The sequence below is a fragment of the Streptomyces yerevanensis genome, from assembly GCF_000716805.1.
Classification (GTDB): Bacteria; Actinomycetota; Actinomycetes; order Streptomycetales; family Streptomycetaceae; genus Streptomyces; species Streptomyces flaveus.
In genome coordinates this window covers 144,059-163,254 of sequence record NZ_JNWJ01000006.1, presented here as the reverse complement: position 1 = coordinate 163,254, position 19,196 = coordinate 144,059, and the positions used below count along the sequence as shown (strand labels likewise).

The 19,196-nt window shown below is 70.4% G+C and carries 15 protein-coding genes; 5 read left to right on the top strand and 10 right to left on the bottom strand.

The features are described from left to right. Positions 1-94 precede the first annotated feature (94 nt). The 3 genes from OP79_RS07985 (at position 95) to OP79_RS07975 (ending at position 5,142) form a co-directional block, all read left to right on the top strand. Positions 95-877: a pectate lyase gene (locus tag OP79_RS07985; protein WP_033319286.1), complete on the top strand. Its 783-nt coding sequence runs from the start codon at positions 95-97 to the stop codon at positions 875-877. Positions 878-1,025: 148 nt separating this feature from the next. Next, a complete protein-coding gene (locus OP79_RS07980) occupies positions 1,026-3,629 on the top strand; it encodes an ATP-binding protein (protein WP_033319285.1) in 2,604 nt (867 codons plus the stop codon). Positions 3,630-3,744: 115 nt separating this feature from the next. Further along, positions 3,745-5,142, top strand: a complete 1,398-nt coding sequence (locus tag OP79_RS07975; RefSeq protein ID WP_033319284.1) for an FAD-binding oxidoreductase — start codon at positions 3,745-3,747, stop codon at positions 5,140-5,142. 19 nt (positions 5,143-5,161) lie between these two features. Here OP79_RS07975 and OP79_RS07970 read toward each other — a convergent pair whose 3' ends face one another. From OP79_RS07970 to OP79_RS07955, 4 genes are all read right to left on the bottom strand, one after another. Further along, positions 5,162-5,971 (bottom strand): SAM-dependent methyltransferase, encoded by an 810-nt coding sequence (locus tag OP79_RS07970; protein ID WP_033319283.1) that lies wholly within the window; start codon positions 5,969-5,971, stop codon positions 5,162-5,164. A 34-nt stretch (positions 5,972-6,005) separates the two neighbouring features. After that, positions 6,006-6,521, bottom strand: a complete 516-nt coding sequence (locus tag OP79_RS07965) for a hypothetical protein (RefSeq protein WP_033319282.1) — start codon at positions 6,519-6,521, stop codon at positions 6,006-6,008. Positions 6,522-6,670: 149 nt separating this feature from the next. Continuing rightward, entirely contained in the window at positions 6,671-6,916 is a 246-nt protein-coding gene (locus OP79_RS07960; protein WP_033319281.1) for a DUF397 domain-containing protein, read from the bottom strand. After that, a complete protein-coding gene (locus OP79_RS07955; protein WP_033319407.1) occupies positions 6,913-7,740 on the bottom strand; it encodes a helix-turn-helix domain-containing protein in 828 nt (275 codons plus the stop codon). The genes OP79_RS07960 and OP79_RS07955 overlap by 4 nt, the downstream gene beginning before the upstream one ends. Before the next feature lie 298 nt (positions 7,741-8,038). Between OP79_RS07955 and OP79_RS07950 the strand changes: the two genes are divergently transcribed. Both OP79_RS07950 and OP79_RS07945 read left to right on the top strand, forming a co-directional pair. Beyond that, complete coding sequence (locus tag OP79_RS07950; protein WP_245685246.1) at positions 8,039-8,623, top strand: ATP-binding protein; 585 nt, start codon at positions 8,039-8,041, stop codon at positions 8,621-8,623. Beyond that, positions 8,620-9,222, top strand: a complete 603-nt coding sequence (locus OP79_RS07945) for a DUF6624 domain-containing protein (protein ID WP_245685245.1) — start codon at positions 8,620-8,622, stop codon at positions 9,220-9,222. Before OP79_RS07950 ends, OP79_RS07945 begins: the two co-directional genes overlap by 4 nt. A 48-nt stretch (positions 9,223-9,270) precedes the next feature. Here OP79_RS07945 and OP79_RS07940 read toward each other — a convergent pair whose 3' ends face one another. The 6 genes from OP79_RS07940 to OP79_RS07915 all read right to left on the bottom strand — a co-directional run bounded on the left by OP79_RS07940 (position 9,271) and on the right by OP79_RS07915 (position 19,073). Then, entirely contained in the window at positions 9,271-12,252 is a 2,982-nt protein-coding gene (locus OP79_RS07940) for a helix-turn-helix transcriptional regulator (protein WP_033319280.1), read from the bottom strand. Positions 12,253-12,301: 49 nt separating this feature from the next. Then, complete coding sequence (locus OP79_RS07935; protein ID WP_051744493.1) at positions 12,302-14,155, bottom strand: glycoside hydrolase family 15 protein; 1,854 nt, start codon at positions 14,153-14,155, stop codon at positions 12,302-12,304. Positions 14,156-14,205: 50 nt separating this feature from the next. After that, a complete protein-coding gene (locus tag OP79_RS07930) occupies positions 14,206-14,556 on the bottom strand; it encodes a UBP-type zinc finger domain-containing protein (protein WP_033319279.1) in 351 nt (116 codons plus the stop codon). Then, on the bottom strand, positions 14,553-16,052 hold the full coding sequence (locus OP79_RS07925; RefSeq protein ID WP_033319278.1) for an ATP-binding protein: 1,500 nt from the start codon (positions 16,050-16,052) through the stop codon (positions 14,553-14,555). Before OP79_RS07925 ends, OP79_RS07930 begins: the two co-directional genes overlap by 4 nt. Then, positions 16,049-17,725, bottom strand: a complete 1,677-nt coding sequence (locus tag OP79_RS07920) for an NAD(P)/FAD-dependent oxidoreductase (protein ID WP_033319277.1) — start codon at positions 17,723-17,725, stop codon at positions 16,049-16,051. The genes OP79_RS07925 and OP79_RS07920 overlap by 4 nt, the downstream gene beginning before the upstream one ends. Positions 17,726-17,909: 184 nt before the next feature. Then, positions 17,910-19,073, bottom strand: coding sequence for a S1 family peptidase (locus tag OP79_RS07915; protein ID WP_033319276.1), 1,164 nt, complete (start codon positions 19,071-19,073; stop codon positions 17,910-17,912). Positions 19,074-19,196: the final 123 nt, after the last annotated feature.

Below are 19,196 nucleotides of genomic sequence, written 5' to 3'. Positions count from 1 at the left end.
CCCCGCACCACGGCAGCCCGGCACCGTAGCAACTCCGCACCACATCAACCCAGGCACCACGTCAACCCCTCACCACGACAGAAGGAATCGGGACATGACTTCTGCGACACGACCGCGTGCCCACGGGCGCGCACTGACCGGCTCGCTGGCCGCATTCGGCTTAGCGGTTGGCATGATCATGACCAGCGGCGCCTCCCCGGCGAATGCCGCCACCTGGCCGACCCCCAACGGCAGCCAGGGGACCTCCTCCACCATCTCCGTGTCCGGCACCAAGGACTACGGCATGAAGCAGTTCTACGGCACCGGGGACCTGGCCGGCGACGGCCAGGAGGAGGGCCAGGATCCGATCTTCAAGCTCGCGGCCGGCGCGACGCTGAAGAACGTCATCATCGGCGCGCCCGGCGCCGACGGCATCCACTGCGAAGGCGACTGCACGCTGCAGAACGTGTGGTGGGCGGACGTCGGCGAGGACGCCGCGACCTTCCGTGGCGGCTCCACCTACAACGTGATCGGCGGTGGCGCCAAGAAGGCCGCCGACAAGGTCTTCCAGCACAACGGCCCCGGCACGGTGAACATCTCCAACTTCGCCGTCAGCGAGTTCAAGACGCTGTACCGCTCCTGCGGCGACTGCTCCACGTCGTACACGCGCAAGGTGAACCTCAGCAACATCGAGGTGACCGGAACGGGCTCCACCGCGCGGCTCGTCGGCATCAACGTCAACCGCAATGACGTGGCGACGCTGCGGGGCATCACGATCCTCAACGACGCCAGTCGCAAGGTCATCCCCTGCCAGAAGTACAACAACAACACCGCCGTGGGTACGGGCCCCGACAGCACGAACTGCAAGTACAGCACCTCGGACATCACCTACAGGTAGGCCCTGCCCGCAGGCGGTCCTCCCACGGTGAAGGCGGCCGTACGAAGCGTCCCCGCACGGCGCTTCGTACGGCCGCTCCGGCGTGAGCAGGCCAGGAGATACGAACGAGCGCGGTCCCGGAACGCCCCGTACGTGCCAGAATCGCACCGTGGATCGGGGGGTCCTCGAGCGTGACCACGAGCTGGAGCGACTGGCCGCCGCCGCGCGGGACGCGGCGGATGGAGCCGGTTCGGTGGCGCTTGTCTTAGGAGAGGCCGGAATCGGCAAGTCGAGCCTGGTGAAGGCCATGCCGTGCGTGCTGCCCGCCGAGGCGCGCATCCTGGTGGGGGAGTGCGACGACCTCGCGACCCGGCGGCCACTGGGCCCTTTCCGCGACCTCGTCGGAAGCGTCGGTACGGAGCTGGCGCGGGCGCTCACACAGGGCGGCGACCGGGCCCGGGTGTACGACGCCCTGCGCGCGGAGCTGACCGCGGCCCCGCACCCCGCGGTCCTCGTCGTCGAGGACGTGCACTGGGCCGACGAGGCCTCGCTCGATGTGCTGCGGTTCCTCGTGCACCGGGTGGAACGGCTCCCGGCCGTCCTGGTGCTGACGTACCGGGACGACGAACTGGACCGCGCCCACCCCCTGCGCCACCTCCTCGGCCAGGTGTCCAGAGCCGAGCGAGTGCACCGCCTCCCGCTGTCCCGGCTCTCCGTCCAGGCCGTACACCGGCTCAGCGCGGCCAGCCGGCTGGACCCGGCGGAGGTGTACGCGGTGACTTCGGGCAACCCGTTCTTCGTCGCCGAGGTGCTGGCCGCCGGCGGCACGGGTGGCGTACCGCCGACCGTGGTCGACGCCGTACTGGCCCGGTTGCGCGGCCTCGACGACCGCACCCGGGACGTCCTGGAGCAGCTCGCCGTGGTGCCCTCCGCGGTCGAGCGCCCACTGGTCGACGCACTGCTCACGGACGGCGTGGCCGAGCTGGCGGCGGCAGAGCGGCGCGGAATGCTGACCGTGACCCCCGAACGGGCAGGTTTCCGCCACGAGTTGATCCGCCGCGCCATCGCCGACTCGCTGCCCGCCGCGCGCCGTATCGAACTCAACCGGGCCGTGCTCGCCGCGCTCGTCGCAGCTCCCGACTCCGACCCCTCCCGTGTCGTCCACCATGCGGCGGAAGCGGGCGACCAGGAGGCGATCGTGCGGTACGGGCCCGACGCGGCACGCGACGCCGCCGAGGCGGGAGCGCACCGGGAAGCCGCGGCCCACCTGCGGCTCGTACTGCGGCAGCGTGACCGTTTCGGCTCGGCCGAACTGGCAGGCCTGCTGGAGCGGTACGCCGTCGAGAGCTACACCATCGCGGACTCCGCGGCGGCCGTCGGCGCCGAGCGGGACGCGGTCGCGCTGCGCCGGTCCCTCGGCGACACCCGGGCGCTCGGCGCCGACCTGCGCTGGCTGTCCCGGATCCACTGGTGGGCCGGCGACGCCGACGAGGCGCAGCGTGCCGCGCGGGAGGCCATCGCCGTAGGTGAGGACGCGGGCGACGACCGGCTGCTCGCCCTCGCTCTCAGCAACACCTCGCAGCTGCACATGCTCTCCGACCGCCACACCGAGGCCATCGACTTCGGCGAACGCGCCATCGCCCTGGCCCACCGCACCGACGACCCGGCGATCCTCGCGCACGCCCTCAACAACGTGGGCTCCGCACGCTGGCGCTCCGGCGACCCCCTCGGCCGCGCCCAGGTGGAGGAGAGCCTGAAGGTGGCGCTGGCGGCCGGCGAGATCGACCACGCCTGCCGCTCGTACGCCAATCTCATCTGGTCCCTCCTGGAGAACCTCCAGTACGCCGAGGCTGACCGCTTCCTGGCCCCGGCCATGGAACTGGCGGACCGGGCCGAACACCTCGGCTTCCTCAGCTACTTCCACGTCGAGCTGGCGCTGCGCCGGTTCGCGGCCGGAGCCTGGGACGACGCCGAGCAGCACGCCGAACTCGGCGCCCATGACTTCGTACCCGCCCGCTGCCCCGCGCTGACCGTGCTCGCGCGGGTGCGCGTCCGGCGCGGCAGGAGCGGCGCCGGCGAACTGCTGGACCAGGCCCGGGAGATCGCCGTGCACACCCGTGAGCTACAGCGCATCGGACCGGTCGCGGCAGCCCAGGCCGAGGCCGCCTGGCTGCGTGGTGACCGGCCCGCAGTGGTGGACGCCGCCGGTGAAGCCTTCGAACAGGCGCGGGGACTGGCCGCCGTACCGTACCGGGCAGAGCTCGGATACTGGCTCACCAAGGCCGGACATCCCATCCCGCCCGACAGCTCGGACCATCCGTACGCCCTCCAGAGCGCCGGCCGATGGCGGGAGGCGGCGCGGGCCTGGCTGGCGGCCGGATGCCCGTACGAACACGCCGCCGCGCTCGCCGAGAGCGCGGCCCCCGAGGACAAGCTGGCCGCACTCTCCGCCCTGGACGTCCTTGGCGCGCAGCCGCTCGCCCGTCTGATCCGCGGCGAGCTGCGCCGGATCGGCGTACGGCACATCCCGCGCGGTCCGCTCGCCGTGACCCGAGACAATCCCGCCGGTCTCACCGAGCGCCAGCTCCAGGTGATGCGGTTGCTCGCCCAGGGGCTCACCAACCACGAGATCGCCGAGCGGCTCGTGCTGTCGGTCCGTACCGTCGACAACCATGTCTCCGCCGTACTGGAAAAACTGGGGGCCCGCACCCGGCGCGAGGTCTCCGTCCATGCCACGGAACTGGGCCTGCTGCCCGGAAGCGCCGAGACGTAGGTAGCCGCCGTCGCCGAGCTGGGTGGCGGTCACGGATATCCGCGTCCCGGGCATCGGACTAGAACATGCGGATCGGGCCCGTCGAAGGGCCCCGGACCCGGAACGGGGGACACGCATGTCCATGACTCCGGCACAAGCAGCCCGTCAGGAACTCGCTGGATTCACCGGCCAGTTGGTAGGACCGGACGACTCCGGCTACGACGAGGCCCGCGCCGTCTACAACGCGATGATCGACCGGCGGCCCGCCCTCGTGGCGCGCTGCGGCGATGCCAAGGACGTCTCCCACGCCGTCGGCTTCGCCCGTGACCACGGCCTGCCGCTCGCGGTGCGCGGCGGCGGGCACCATGGAGCGGGCCTGGGGACCTGCGACGACGGTGTGGTCGTCGATCTGTCCCCGCTCAAGGACATCGAGGTCGACCCGCGGGCGCGCACCGTCCGCGTCGGCGGCGGCTGCGTCTGGGGCGAAGTGGACCGCGCCACCCACGAGCACGGTCTCGCCACCCCGAGCGGCATCATCTCCACGACCGGCGTCGGCGGTCTCACCCTGGGCGGCGGCCTCGGCCATCTCAGCCGTAAGTGCGGGCTGACCGTCGACAATCTCCTGGAGGCCGAACTCGTCCTGGCCGACGGCGCGCACGTGCGCGCGAGCGCGGACGAGAACACCGATCTGTACTGGGCGATCCGCGGCGGCGGCGGAAACTTCGGCGTCGTCACCTCGTTCCTGTTCCGCCTGCACGAGGTGAGCACGATCGTCGCCGGGCCCACCTTCTGGCCCGTCGAACTCGGCGCTGAAGTCCTCACCGCCTACCGGGACTTCATCCCGCACGCGCCCCGCGACCTCAACGCCTTCTTCCTCTTCGGCTCCGTCCCGCCGGCCCCGCCGTTCCCCGAGGAACTGCACCTGCGGAAGATCGCCGGCGTCGTCTGGTACTACGCGGGCGAGGACACGGACGCGGCGGCACGGGTCATGGCACCGTTGCTCGACGCACTGCCCACGCCCCTGCTGCACGCCCCCGCGCCGATGCCGCACCCCGCGATCCAGTCCGCGTTCGACGGCCTCTACCCGCCCGGCGACCAGTGGTACTGGCGCGCGGATTTCGTCAACGACATCCCCGGCGACGCGATCGGCCTGCACGCCAAGTTCGGTGCCGAACTGCCGACCTGGAAGTCGACGATGCACCTGTACCCGATCGACGGCGCCGTCCACGACCTCGCGCCGACGGACACCGCCTGGAGCTACCGCGACGCGCGCTGGGCGTCCGTCTATGCGGGCGTGGACTCCGACCCGGCCAATGCCGAGGGCATCAAACAATGGACCGTCGACTACTTCGATGCCCTGCACCCGTTCTCGGCGGGCGGCGCCTACGTCAACATGATGATGGACGAGGGCCAGGAGCGCGTACGCGCGAGCTACCGCGACAACTACGCCCGCCTGGCCCGCGTGAAGGCCGACCGTGATCCGCGGAACCTGTTCCGGCTCAACCAGAACATCCAGCCGGCCACAGGCTCCTGACCAGCTGATCGGTGTGGCGTCACGGTTTGCGGGCCACACCGCCGTAGACGTCCGTGGGCTCGGGAGACGTCCCGGGCTCCGGGCGCCACAGGGGGCAGGACACGATGCCGGGCTCCAGGAGTTCAAGTCCCTCGTAGTACGCGGAGATCTGCTCGGGGCTGCGCAGTACGTACGGAATGGCGCCCGTGTCGTCGTAGCCCTGCTGGGCCTCCTTGAGTGCCGTGTCGGTGTCCGTGCTGTCGTAGTGCACGAAGTAGCTGCCCGACGGGAGGGCGGCCTGGAGGCGGCGGACGATCGACTTGGCTTCTTCGTAGTCCTGGATGTGGCCGAGGATGCCCATGAGCATCAGCGCGACGGGCTTGCTGAAGTCCAGGATCTCGCCCGCCTGCGCGAGGATCTTCTCGGGCTCGTGCAGGTCCGCGTCGATGTAGTTGGTGACGCCCTCGGGGGTGCTGGTCAGCAGGGCCTGGGCGTGCCGGAGGACCAGCGGGTCGTTGTCCACGTAGACGATGCGGGACTCGGGCGCCACGCGCTGGGCGACCTCGTGGGTGTTGTCGTACGAGGGCAGGCCCGTGCCGATGTCCAGGAACTGGCGGATGCCGAGTTCACCGGTCACGAAGGTCACCGTGCGGATCAGATAGTCACGGGAGGCGCGGGCCATCGTCTCGATGTTCGGCGCGGTCTCGCGGTAGGCGTCGCCCGCCACCCGGTCGATGTCGTAGTTGTCCTTGCCGCCCATCCAGTAGTTCCAGATACGGGCCGAATGAGGCACCGTGGTGTCGATCTTGGACAGAGGGTCCTGGTCGGGGGTGGACTGGGCTTCTGCCATCAGAATTCTCCTGCCGTGCGTCACGGGTCTGTACTCAACCTACCGTCAACTTCCCTGTGCAACGCCCCAGTTGAAAAGGGGACGACGAGGCGGGCCCACGGACGGGAGGGCTGAGGCCGCTGACGTCCACGGTGACGACGGGGACGTGCCGGGTGAGGGTGCGGAAGGCCCGTTCGTACGCGCTGGTCGCCTCGGCGTTTTCCGCGTCCCGGATTTGAGGCGACGTCAGGTGTACGAGGGCGCCGTCGCGTTCGGCGACCGCCTCGGCGAAGTCGAGGGCCTGGATCCAGGTCACCCGGGAGTGTCCCCGGCGCAGCGGCCCGTAGACGAGTTCGTGGATGATGCTGCCGTCGACGGCCAACAGGCCCGGTGCGGCGAGCAGTTCACGGTACGGTCGGGTCGGGTCCACCTGCTGCAGCTGTTCCCGTGCGCGTCTGATGAGGAACCCGTGGCGGGCGAGTTCGCCGAGCAGACCGCTCCTGCCGATGTCGTCAGGGCCTTCGAGGACCAGCGTTCGGCACTGGGCGACGGCCTGATGGAGCGTGTGCATACCACTCCCTCCGGACGACCGACTTCCTCAGTGTGGCCGGGCAACCCGCACGAGGGGAGTCCGCGTGCGGGTTTTCCGGTGGCACGGACGTAACGGGGTGCGGTCCGAAGCGGACACGCGATGTGGTCCGAGGCGACGGGTTCGGGGCCTCAGGCGACCAGGAAGTCCGCCTTGCCGGACTTCGCGCCCTCCAGGAACGTCAGCATCTCGTCCCGGGTGTAGACCAGCGCGGGACCCTCCGGGTCCGTGGACTGGCGGACGGCGACGCTGCCGTCGGGCAGCCGCTTGGCCTCGACGCAGCTCCCGCCGTTCGTACCGCTCCAGGGCTTGTGCCAGCCCTCGGTGCCCAGGTCGGTGGCCGGCATGCCGCTGTAGATGGGGCCCTTGGAATTCATTCGTCCAACTCCTTGCGCAGTTCACCCAGGATGGCCCTGGTCCTAGCGACCGGTTCCGCCTGCACGGACATCCGGTCCATTACCTCGAGATACGAGACGACGTCGGCGGGCTGATCGACATAGACCGCGCCGGCGAGGCTTTCGGTGTAGACGACGTCGGGAAGCTCGGAGAAACCGAAACGGAAGTAGTGGAACGGGCCGTAGGCGCCGGGATGCGCTCCTGTGTCGAGGCTGATGATCTGGATCCGGACCTTCGGCAGGTCCAACGCCTCGTCCAGCCGGTCGATCTGAGCCCGCATCACCTCGCGTCCGCCCACCGGGCGGCGCAGCACCGACTCCTCCAGGACGGCCCAGATGGCGGGCGACTCCGGCTTGGCGAGCAGGTCCTGGCGCTTGAGGCGCAGCGTGACCCGGCGCTCTATGTCCTCCTTCGACTCGTTGGGAAACCCCACCCGCATCAGTGCGGTGGCGTAGTCGTGGGTCTGCAACAGGCCCGGTACGTAGTGGGGTTCGTAGAGACGGATGACGCTGGCTTCGCTCTCCAGGCTCACGTAGGCGCTGAACCACTCGGGCAGTACGTCGCGGTACTTGTACCACCAGCCGGGCCGGTTGGCCTCCCTGGCCAGGGCGAGGAAGTCATCGATCTCCGCCGCCGGAACTCCGTAGGTGAGCAGCAACTCCTTTACGTACGGGATACGAAGACCGACCTCGGCCTTCTCGATCCGCCGGACCGTCAGAGGGGTCACCTCGATGGCCCGTGCCGTGTCCTCGAACGACACCCCGGCCTGTTCCCGCAGCTGCCGAAGCCGCTTGCCGAGAACCATCCGCAGGACCGTCGGCGCGTTGCCGCCAGAGCGGTTGTCGCTCACGTCCACCCTCCCGGAACGGCCGTCACAGCGAGCAGTGTGCCACGACGGCGCAGACAGAGACAGGGTGATGCGGATAGTTCTGAAATTATCAGAACGCGTGTTGCGGGCTGCATGTGCAGACCGTCATAGTGATCGAGTGACCTGTCGCACAGTCAGCGGCGACGGCGGTCAACCGTGCTCGATCGCACGGGAGTTGATCGCCCGGCAGGTACAGGGATGCCGCGCACCGTGATGCGAGACCTGGATGGCCATCGTGACCGACGGACAATCAAGGAGTCCGGCCCAGGGCCCCGCCGGGGCCGACAAGGTGCTGGCCGTCGCCCTGCAGGACGCCGGCTATTTGTACGCGTCACTCGCGTTCCAGGTCGGTGAACCGGTCCGCCGTCAGGGCATCGCCCCCACTGAGGTCGTCCCGGTCGTGGTCAGCGAACCTCCCGGCCTCCTGCGCACCGAAGTCCCCGCCCAGCCGTCCCACGCCTCCGCCGTGCGGCGTGCCGTCGCCGCACACCTCACCTCCCTGCCACTGACGCCGGAGCAGCTCGACAACGCCGTCCTCGCGACGGGCGAGCTGTTCGCCAACGCCGTCAGACACGGGAGTTCCGATTCCGGCGACACCATCACCGTCACCGTCGAGCGCACTGACCACGACGTACGCGTGACGGTCGCCGACCACTCGCCGGCCATGCCGCGGCTCTGTGCGGCGGACGTGGCCGAGGAGTCCGGACGCGGACTCACCCTCGTGGCCGCACTGTCCGACGACTGGGGCATCGCACTGCCTGCCCCCGGCAGCACGGGCAAGAGCGTGTGGTTCACGCTGACGCTTCGGGAGCCCTCATGAACGGCATCGGTGCTTCAAGGCACTTGACCCAGGACGCGCCCCCCGAGGAACTCCCGGACACGGCGCACGACGCACCCCGGGACACCGGCACAGCGGTGCTTCCCGCGCTGGCCTCCGCCCTCGCCCACGAACTCGTCCGCAGGGCCGAGGAGGAACAGCGGCTCATGCGGCAGGCGCAGCGCAACCGCACGCCGGGCCTGCGCCGCCGCATCCTCGACTGCCGCAAGGACAACGCCGAGGCGCTCAAGGCGATCGTCCGCCGGCACGCCTGGCCGACCGCCGACCTGGTGGGCGCGCAGGCGTCGACGGCGGCCCTGATGATCCTGCTGCACGCCCCGGAACTCGACTTCCAGCTCAGCTGCCGCGACCTGATCGCCCAGGCCACGGCGGACGGCCGCTGCCCCGCCCTGCACCACGCCTACATCGCCGACCACTGCGCCGTCGAACTGGGCCAGCCGCAGTACTACGGCACGCGCATCGACCCGGCGACGTTCCGTCCGTACCCCACCCGCTGCCCCGACACCCTCGACGAACGCCGCCGCGACGTCGGTCTGGCCCCGCTGGAGGAACAGATGCGGATGCTGCGTCACGGGGCATGAGCCGGGATGGGACGGCGGCCCGTTCCCGCATCGCGACCGTCCGAGCCGTCAGCCGGACGTGATCGTCCCAGGCTCGATCAGGCCTTCGCGGTAGGCGAGAGCCACGGCCTCGGTGCGGCTGGCGGCGCCCAGCTTGGCGAGGATGTTGGAGACATGGACGCTCGCCGTCTTGCCGCTGATGAACAGCTCCTCGCCGATCTGGCGGTTGGTGCGGCCCCGGGCGAGGAGCCGCAGAACGTCGTTCTCACGCGAGGTCAGCACCGGGACGCCACCCGCCGCGGGTGAGATGTCCGCGAGGCGGGCTCGGCGGACCAGTCGGTCCACGCTGTCGCGCAACGGCACCGCACCGAGCCGTACGGCCGTGTCGCGCACCTCACGGGCGTGCTCGGCCGCCTCGTCGCGGCGCTCCGCCCTCACCAAGGCCTCCGTCAGGCGGAGTTGGCAGCGAGCCTGCTCATAGACGTCCCCGTAGCCGAACGCGGCGACGGCCTTCTCGCAGGCTGCGGCATCCGGCCCACTGGTGGCGCGCGCCCATTCCGCCTCCGCGCGCGCCAGCCATGCCAGTCCCTCGGGGCCCTGCTGGGCGCCGTCCTCGCCCTTGGTGGCGGTGGCCCGGGCCAGCTCCACCAGTTCCGTGGCTGTGTCCGTCCAGCGGAGAGCTCCCGCTTCGTCGCCGGTCAGCCGTGACTCCACGGCAGCGTCCGCGACGGCGGACAGGGCGAGGGCCGCGAGCCGTACGGCGACATCGGGGCGCTCCACAACGGATTCGTCGGTCAGCGCCGCGAGCGTCGTACGCATCTGCTCGACGGCCGCCTCGGGCTCGCCCCGCAGGGCTGCGGCGTCGGTGAGCACGATGCCCGCGACGAGTGTGGCCATCCAGTCGAACGGTCCGTCGAGGAGGGCGCGGGCCCGCTCGACTGCCGTGTGATCGCCGCGGGCCAGAGCCACGTACAGCGCGGGACCGATCGCGAACGCGCCTGCCGCGGGCAGCCGTTCGGCATCGGCGGCCGCTGCCTCGACGCATTCGTCCCAGCGGCCCAGGGTGTAGAGCACCATGGAGTGCAGGTAGCGCATCTCCAGGGGATACGGCGAGGAAAGCAGCCCGGCGTGGTCCGCGCGCTCCAGGCCGTCGGAGAGCCAGCTGAGGCACTCGTCCAGGGCGCCGGCCTCGTATGAGCCGATGGCGAGATTGAACAGTGCGCGTATTTCGACGGGGACGTTGCCGGCGCGACGGGCCAGCTCGCGGGCCTCGCGCAGCCGGGCCCGGCCTTCCGGGGTGCTGCGGTTGTGCGCTTCGAGACCGATCAGGGAGATCAGCAGATCGGCCCGGGCGTCGCCCACGTCGAGTTGCTCGGCGACGCGCAGGGCCTGCAGGGCGACGCGGCGGGCGGTCTCGTCCTCGCCCACGTATCTCGCCGCCATGACGTGGGTGGCCGCGGCCCACACCCACGTACGCGACGGAGGCTCCGCGGAGATCATGGCGAGCGCCTCGCTGCTGTAGGTGAATGCCGCCGTCAGGCTGTCGACCCGAATCAGATTGCCCGCGAGGGTGTACCGGACGCGCGCGGCCAGTTCGGAGTCCGTGTCCGAGCCGACCCGGGCGAGCGCGGCACGGGTGAGCGCGACCGCCCGGTGGGTTTCGCCGGCGTGCGCGGCCGCGGCCGAGGCACGCAGGGTGAGCGTCACCGTGTCGGGGACGCCGTCCGGCAGAGCGGAACGGGGCACCGCCGACCACAGGTCGAGGGCGGCTTCGAGATGGCGGAGTTCCTCAGCGGGTGCGCCGATCCGCCCGGCGTGGTCGGCGGCCTCGAGTGAGGCCGCGAGGGCGTCGGCCAGGTCGTGGCTCTCGCGGGAGTGGTGGGCGCGCTCCGCCGCGCTCTCGGCCTTGTGGCCCCGACCGGCCAGCAGCCGGGCGAACACGCGGTGCAGCCGCACCCGCTCACCGGGCAGCAGATCGGCGTAGACGGCTTCACGGATGAGGGCGTGCCGGAAGGAGTACGTGTCCTCCTCGCCGGGGACGAGGAGCTGTCGGCCGACGGCCTCGCGCAGCGCCGACTCCAGGTCCGGCTCGGGCAGGCCGACGGCGTCGCGCAGCAGCTCGTGCTCGACGCGACGCCCGGCGACGGCCGCCGTGCGCAGCACCTGCTGGGCGGTGGCGGACAGCTGCTCGAAACGGATCAGGAGGACATCGGCGAGGCCACTGGGCACGGCGGACGCCGGAGTGGATCCGCCGGGCACGGTGTCGGCGGTGGCGGCGAGCAGTTCCTCCGCGTAGAAGGCGTTGCCCTCGGCGCGCTCGACGATACGGCGGACGGTGGCCTCCGGCAGCGGAGCGGCCCGCTGGGCGCGTACCAGCCGGGCCACCTCGGTATCGGGCATCGGCCTCAGCTCGAGGCGGTCGACGGCGGGCAGCCGCACCAGCTCGGCCAGTAGGGGGCGCAGCGGGTGGCGGCGGTGCAGATCGTCGGCCCGGTACGACGCGAAGAGCGCCAGGCGGTGGGCGGGCGCGCCGCCCGCAGGCCGCTGGAGAATGCCCCGGCTGAGCAGGAAGCGCAGCAGGTCGCGAGAGGACTGATCGGCCCAGTGCAGGTCCTCAAGGACCAGCAGCAGGGCCGTGACCTCGGAGAGGTCGGCCAGCAGAGCGGCCATGTCCTCGAACAGCTGCAACCGGCTGCCCGCGTCCCGTACGGCACCGCCTCCGTCGCCGAGCAGCCGGCCGACCACGGGATGCTCCGCCAGGGTGGCGGAGAACCGGTCGTCGGCGGCGAGCACGCCGAGGACCTCGGTGAACGGCAGATACGGCAGGCCGACGTCACCGAGGTCGACGCAGTGCCCCGTGAGAACGGTCATGCCGCTCTCCACGGCGTGCCCGGCGGCCTCGGCCAGCACGCGCGTCTTGCCCACACCGGCGTCCCCGGCCACCAGCACGGCACGCGCCTCACCCGCCCGGGCACGCTCCAATACCCGGGTCAGACGGGCGAGTTCGTCCTCGCGGCCGATGAACGGCGTGGTGAATGCGGTGGTCGGCACGGAACCATCCTGGCACGCACCACTGACACGGAGACCGCCCGCCAACTGCTCAGCCAAGGGCCCGGTCGAGGTTGAACGCGGCGCTGATCAGGGCCAGGTGGGTGAAGGCCTGCGGGAAGTTGCCCTGCTGCTCGCCGGTGTGGCTGATCTCCTCCGCGTACAGGCCGAGGTGGTTGGCGTAGGTGAGCATCTTCTCGAAGGTCAGCCGGGCCTCGTCGAGCCGGCCGGAGCGGGTGAGTGCCTCGACGTACCAGAAGGAGCAGATGGAGAAGGTGCCCTCCTCCCCGCGCAGACCGTCCGGGCTGACCAGGGGGTCGTAGCGGTAGACGAGCGAGTCGGACACCAGGTCGGCGGTGAGCGCGTCCAGGGTGGAGAGCCACTTCGGGTCGTGGGGGGAGATGAACTTCGCCAGCGGCATCATCAGTACCGAGGCGTCGAGCACGTGGTCGTTCTCGTGCTGGACGAACGCCTCCCGGGTCGTGGACCAGCCCTTGTCCATGATCCGCCGGTAGATCGTGTCGCGGATCTGCTCCCAACGGCCCAGCTCGGCGGGCAGGCCACGGCGCCGGGCGATGCGTATGGCGCGTTCGATGGCCACCCAGCACATCAGCCGGGAGTACAGGAAGTTCTTGCGCCCGCCACGCGTCTCCCAGACGCCCTCGTCAGGCTGGTCCCAGTGCTCGCAGACCCAGTCGACCAGGGCACACACCGCGTCCCAGTGGTCGCTGGAGATGGGCTGCCCCCACTTGTCGTAGAGGTAGATCGAGTCGATGAGAGCCCCGTAGATGTCGAGCTGCAACTGGTCGACGGCGGCGTTGCCGACACGTACCGGAGCGGAACCCCGGTGTCCCTCCAGGTGGTCCAGTTCGCGCTCGGGCAGCTCGGTGCGCCCGTCGATGCCGTACATGATCTGCAGGGGTCCCGAGGGCCCGCCGCCGTTCCGGTCGACGCGCTCGGACAGGAAGTCCATGAACGCCTTGGCCTCGCTGCTGAAGCCGAGCCGCAGCAGTGCGTAGACGCAGAAGGCGGCGTCCCGGACCCACAGATAGCGGTAGTCCCAGTTGCGCTCGCCGCCGATCTGCTCGGGCAGGCTGGTCGTCGGGGCGGCCACCATCGCGCCGGTCGGGGCGTAGGTGAGCAGCTTGAGGGTCAGTGCGGAACGGTGCACCATCTCCCGCCACCGGCCGCGGTACTGAGAGGCCGACAGCCATTTCCGCCAGAACGCCACCGTGGCGGCGAACTGCTCCTCCGCCTCGAAGTGCGGGCAGCCGCGCGCCTCGATGCCGCCGTTGACCCGGTCGAGCGCGAAGACCGCGCTCTCGCCCTGGCTGAGCTTGAACTCCGAGGTCACGTCGAGGTCGTCGCACTCGACCGGAACGGTGGCGGTCAGCGCGAGCGAGAGGTCGGCGGACTCGAACAGCGCCCCGTCGTCGAGCTGCCGCAGGGTGTGCGGCTGAGCTCCGTAGCCGAACCTGGGCGCGATCCGGGCGCGGAACGGGATGGATCCCCGTACGCAGACCACCCGCCGGATCAGCCGGTGCCGGTCGGCCTCGGCCGCCGCGGTCGTCTCGTCGGCGACCGGCATGAAGTCCTGCACCTCGCCGACCCCGTCCTCGGTGAGGAAGCGGGTGATGAGCACGTTGGTGTCCGGGAAGTAGAACTGCTTCGTCGTCGCCGGCACCGCGGCAGCCAGCTCGAAGGACCCGCCGCGTTCCACGTCGAGAATCGAGCCGAAGACACTCGGAGCGTCGAAGGACGGACAGCAGTACCAGTCGATCGTACCGTCGGTGCCCACCAGCGCGACGGTGCGCAGGTCGCCGATCAGGCCGTGCTCGGCTATGGGCAGGTAAGGGGCGGATCCGGCTGAGCCCGGGTCCGTCGGTGTCTGTGGTGGCTCGATCATCGCTGCGGCCTTCCTCCTGGTTGTCCAAGTGACCAGCACACCAGGCCGCGTCAGCTCAGCGTGTCCGCCCAGTTCGCCGGAACCCGACCCGCCGGCCCGGGCGTTGGCTGGTCCGGAGGGCGGCTGACCGGGGGAGCGAGTTCGGGGCCGGACTCGTACAGCTCGGAGGTCTCGTAGTTCCAGAACCAGCTCTCACCCGGTTCGAAACTGCGGACGATGGGATGGCCCGCACTCCGGTAGTGGGCCGTGGCGTGCTTCGCGGGGGAGCTGTCGCAGCAGCCGATGTGGCCGCACTGGGCGCACCGCCGCAGATGGAGCCACCAGCCGCCGACCTCACCGCACTCGACGCATCCGGTGCCGCTCGGCGGAACGCCTGGGTCGATTCCGGCGGGTGTGGTCATGACGCCTCCTGAGGGTTATCGAAATCCGCGGCAGAGGCCTCGGAATCCACGGCAGGGGTCTCGGAATCCGCGGCCGTGAGCGGGAGGAAGACCCGGAAGCGGGTGTCGCCGGGCACGGAGTGCACCTCCAGATGCCCGTGGTGCTTGTTCACCACGATGCGCCAGGAGATGTCCAGACCCAGACCGGTGCCCTCACCCACGGGCTTCGTCGTGAAGAACGGATCGAAGATACGGCCGCGGATCTCCTCCGGCACCCCGGGCCCCGTATCGCGGAACTCGACGAGCAACTGCTCCCGCTCCAGGGCCGTCCGCACGGTCAATGTGCCCTCGCCACCCGCGCCGTTCATCGCGGAGACCGCGTTGTCGATGATGTTCGTCCACACCTGGTTGAGCTCACCGGGGTACGTGGGAACCCTCGGCAGCGTACGGTCGTACTCCTTGACGACCTTGATGCCTGAGCCGATCTTCCCGGACAGCATCAGCAGCGTGCTGTCGAGGAGTTCGTGCACGTCGCAGACCTGGTAGGGCGCCCGGTCGAGCTGGGAGTACTGCTTGGCCGCGTTCACAAGGTTCGAGACACGGGTCGTGGAGTCCTCGATCTCGCGCATGAGGAGCTCGGTCTCGACGGTGTAGTTGAGCCAGCCCACGGCCCCCGGCAGCATCTCCGGGTCCACGGCTGCCGCGACCCGCTCCAGCCAGTCGATGTCGAGCCCGGCCTGCACGAACGTCGGGGCGATCTGCCAGCCGCCCTCGATGCCGTGATCGTCGAGCCAGTCGGAGAGCGTGTCCTCGCGGTCGGAGGCTTCGAGGGGGCTCAGGGATGGTGCCTTGGCGACCCGTTCGGCCGTGCTCTCCTGGATGTCTATCAGCGTCTTCAACGCCTCACGGTGGTACGGACCCGCGGCGATGACACCGAGCTTGTGCCGCATGTGCGCGACCCGGTCCCGCAGCGAAGAGGTGGCCCGCACCGCGGCTGCCGCCGGATTGTTGAGCTCATGCGTCAGCCCCGCGGACAGCGAGCCGAGCGCCAGCAGGCGCTCGCGCTGGTTGATCGTCCGCTGGGTGTTCTGGCTGCCGAAGAACATCCCTTCCAGCAGATGTACGGCCATGGGGAACCAGTCCCACAGGACCGCGGCGAACGTCTCGGCAGGCAGGACGAAGAACCGCGAAGGCTCGGTGACCCGTACCGAACCCTTGTAGCGTGCCTGATCCGATGCGGCGAGATAGGCCTGCATGGCTCCCGCGTACACCCCGCGCTGGGAGGTGCGGCTGATCTCCACGTCGTCGGCGCCGACCCGGCGCGACATCACCAGCGTGCCCTCGAGGAGTACGAAGAAGCAGGTGGCCGGCTCGCCCTCCTGGTACACATAGCCGGGCTCGAACTTCTCCACCCGGCCCTCGCGGCACAGTCGCGCCAGCTGATCCGCGTCCAGCTTCTCGAACAGGAAAAGCGTGCCGAGCTCCGCCGCGTCGCACGGCATCGGCTGGCCGCTCACGACTGCTCCAGATACCGGTGTACGAGCATCACGGCCATGGCTCCCTCTCCGACGGCGGAGGCGACACGCTTGGCGGACTCGGCGCGGGCGTCGCCCGCCACGAACACCCCGGGCACATTGGTCTCCAGGTGGTACGGCGGACGGTCCAGCTCCCAGTCCGGCGGCGGCTGCCCGTCGGCGGTCAGGTCGGGTCCGGCGATGATGAATCCGCGCTTGTCCCTGAGCACCGTGCCGTCCAGCCAGTCGGTCAGCGGGGCCGCGCCGATGAAGACGAACATCCATTGTGCGTCGACGAGTTCGGTGTGGCCGCTCTCGATGTCGCGCAGGGTGAGCTGCTCCAGGTGGTCGGAGCCGTGCGTCGCCTCGACGACCGTCCCCGTACGCACCGAGATGTTGGGCGCGTCCATGATCTGCTCGATCAGGTAGTGCGACATCGACGCGGAGAGGGACGAGCCGCGCACCAGGAGGGTGACCGATTTGGCGCCCCTGGCCAGATACATCGCGGCCTGCCCGGCGGAGTTCGCGCCGCCGACGATGTACACATCGTGCCCCTGGCAGCCGGCCGCCTCGGTCAGCGCCGACCCGTAGAACACCCCGCGTCCGGTCAGGTCGTCCGCGCCGGGTGCCTCCAGCTGCCGGTACGACACGCCGGTCGCCAGGATCACGCAGTGCGCGGCGATCGCGGAGCCGTCCGAGAACCGCACGGTACGCGCCGCGCCGTTGACCTCGAGACCGGTCACCTCACGAGCGGTCAGGATCTCCGCGCCGAACTTGGACGCCTGACGCCGGGCCCGGTCGGTGAGCTGGCCCCCGGAGACGCCGTCCGGGAAGCCGAGGTAGTTCTCGATCCGCGAGCTCTGCCCCGCCTGCCCACCCGTGGCGGAACGCTCGACGAGCACGGTCCGCAGCCCCTCCGAAGCGCCGTAGACGGCGGCGCCGAGCCCCGCGGGGCCGCCGCCGATGACGACGAGGTCGTAGAAGTCCTCCGCCGGTGTCGTGGCCAGACCCACCTGGGCGGCCAGCTCCGGATCCTCGGGCTCGACGAGCGCCGTCCCGTCGGCGGTGACCACGAGCGGCAGCCGCTGCCCGTCCGCCCCCGCGCAGGCCAGCAGCCGTCGGCCTTCGGGCTCGTCCGACGAGTACCAGCGGTACGGCACCTGGTTGCGGGCCAGGAACTCCCGTACGTCCGACGACCGCGCCGACCAGCGGTGTCCGACCACCTTTGCGATCGGAACCGCCCGGTGATCGGTGGACCGCCAGGCCTCCAGCAGGTCGTCCAGGACGGGATAGAGCTTCTCCTCCGGCGGATCCCAGGGCTTGAGGAGATAGTGGTCGAGGTCGACGACGTTGATCGCGTCGATGGCCGCGTTCGTGTCCGCGTACGCGGTCAGCAGCACCCGGCGCGCGCCCGGGTACACGTCCAGCGCCTGCTCCAGGAACTCGATCCCGTTCATCTGCGGCATGCGGTAGTCCGCGAGGATCACCGCCACGAGATCACCGCGCAGCTTCAGCTCACGCAGTGCGTCCAGAGCGCTCTCGCCGGACTCCGCGCGCACGATCCGGTACGACTCGCCGTAACGGCGCCGCAGGTCGCGGGCCACCGCACGCGAGACCCCTGGGTCGTCGTCCACGGTCAGGATGACGGTCCGGCTTGCGTCGGTGCCCTGTGCCATACGTCTCCCACCCCGAGCGGTCTGCGTCCTGGCGCGGCCTCACCGCAGGGCTGGCCAGCGAATGCCCATCTTATGTGATCGGCCCGCTTCGCTCCGGAATCGTGTGTACCGCCCGACTCCGGGCTCCGCCACCGGTTCGGTGACGGAGCCCGTTGACCGTGGTGCGCTGGACCAGGGCGTGCGATCAGGCTGTGTGCAGGGTGAGGCCGTAGCGGTTGAGGATCTCGTTCACCGGCTGGTACCAGGTCCGGCCGCCGCTGGTGCAGTTGCCCGAACCGCCGGAGGTGACCCCCTGGGCCTGGTCGCCGCTGATGTACGAGCCGCCGGAGTCGCCCGGTTCGGCGCAGACGCTGGTCCTGGTCATCTGGTGGACCGCGCCCTGGCTGTAGTTGACGGTTTCGTTCTTGCCGAGCACGGTGCCGCAGTGCCAGTGCGTGGTCGACCCCGACCGGCAGATGGAGGCGCCGACGGGTGCCTCGGCGGAGCCACGGACGAGCTGGTCGGGGACGGTGCCCCAGCCGAGCACGACGGGCACCGTCCACCAGCCGCTGCCGACGTTGACCCAGGCGTAGTCGTTCTCCGGGAACGACGACCCCTGGAAGTTGCCGATGTGCGACCGGTCCCAGCCGCTGACGCCGGCTCCGGCCTGGCCGCAGTGCCCGGCGGTGACGAAGCCGCCGTGCACCGAAAAGCCTATGGAGCAGCGGACGTTGCCGGTGTAGTAGGGGTCGCCGCCGACCGTGCCGGCGGCGAAGGTCTCTGGCGCCTCGGCGGACTCTTCGACGGTGACGGGACCTGCGGCGCGGGCCCGCTCGACGAACTTCTGGACATCGTTGTCAGCGCGCTGCGCGCCGATGACGCTCACGACGACCGCGCTGGTCCTGGGATCGACGTGCCAGCCGCTGACGCCGTCCGGCGCGGGCAGCTTGTCGATACGCGCCTTGACCGCGTCGAGCTGTCGGGCGCTGTGCTTGACGGTGACGGTACGGACGTTCGCGCCGCTCTCTCGTACGGCGTCGACGGTGGCGTCGGGGGCGGCGGCCGTCACGGCGACGGTCAACTTGCCGCTCTCCGCGTCGAACCAGGAGCCTCCGTATGCCGCTCCGGCGATCCGCCGTGCCTTCGTTTCGACGGCTGCCGCCGCCTTCTCGTCGGCCAGCCGCGCCTCGGCCTGGGACCTGGTCAGGCCCAGGTCACGTTGCATGGCGGCGAGGAGGGCGGGGGAGGCCGGGGTTTCGGAGGAGCGGACGGATCGAGAGGTGTCGGGGGCATCGGTGGCGGAAGCGGGCAGAGTGCCCGCGCCGGCCCAGGTGCCGAGAAGGAGGAGTGTGGCCAGGCCGGTACGCATGGCTGTGGTGCGTCTCAAGGCAGTAGCCCTTCGTTGTTCCAGCAAGGTGGGGGTGGAACAGCAGAACGGTGAGAGCGCTCTCGGTGCGTGCCGGGCAGAGCCTAACCGGTGATCATGGGCAGG

Coding starts and splice junctions, on each gene's coding strand:
- OP79_RS07985 (WP_033319286.1), top strand. CDS start 95: ATGACTTCTGCGACACGACCGCGTGCCCACGGGCGCGCACTGACCGGC.
- OP79_RS07975 (WP_033319284.1), top strand. CDS start 3,745: ATGTCCATGACTCCGGCACAAGCAGCCCGTCAGGAACTCGCTGGATTC.
- OP79_RS07970 (WP_033319283.1), bottom strand. CDS start 5,971: ATGGCAGAAGCCCAGTCCACCCCCGACCAGGACCCTCTGTCCAAGATC.
- OP79_RS07965 (WP_033319282.1), bottom strand. CDS start 6,521: ATGCACACGCTCCATCAGGCCGTCGCCCAGTGCCGAACGCTGGTCCTC.
- OP79_RS07960 (WP_033319281.1), bottom strand. CDS start 6,916: ATGAATTCCAAGGGCCCCATCTACAGCGGCATGCCGGCCACCGACCTG.
- OP79_RS07955 (WP_033319407.1), bottom strand. CDS start 7,740: ATGGTTCTCGGCAAGCGGCTTCGGCAGCTGCGGGAACAGGCCGGGGTG.
- OP79_RS07945 (WP_245685245.1), top strand. CDS start 8,620: ATGAACGGCATCGGTGCTTCAAGGCACTTGACCCAGGACGCGCCCCCC.
- OP79_RS07935 (WP_051744493.1), bottom strand. CDS start 14,155: ATGATCGAGCCACCACAGACACCGACGGACCCGGGCTCAGCCGGATCC.
- OP79_RS07930 (WP_033319279.1), bottom strand. CDS start 14,556: ATGACCACACCCGCCGGAATCGACCCAGGCGTTCCGCCGAGCGGCACC.
- OP79_RS07920 (WP_033319277.1), bottom strand. CDS start 17,725: ATGGCACAGGGCACCGACGCAAGCCGGACCGTCATCCTGACCGTGGAC.
- OP79_RS07915 (WP_033319276.1), bottom strand. CDS start 19,073: ATGCGTACCGGCCTGGCCACACTCCTCCTTCTCGGCACCTGGGCCGGC.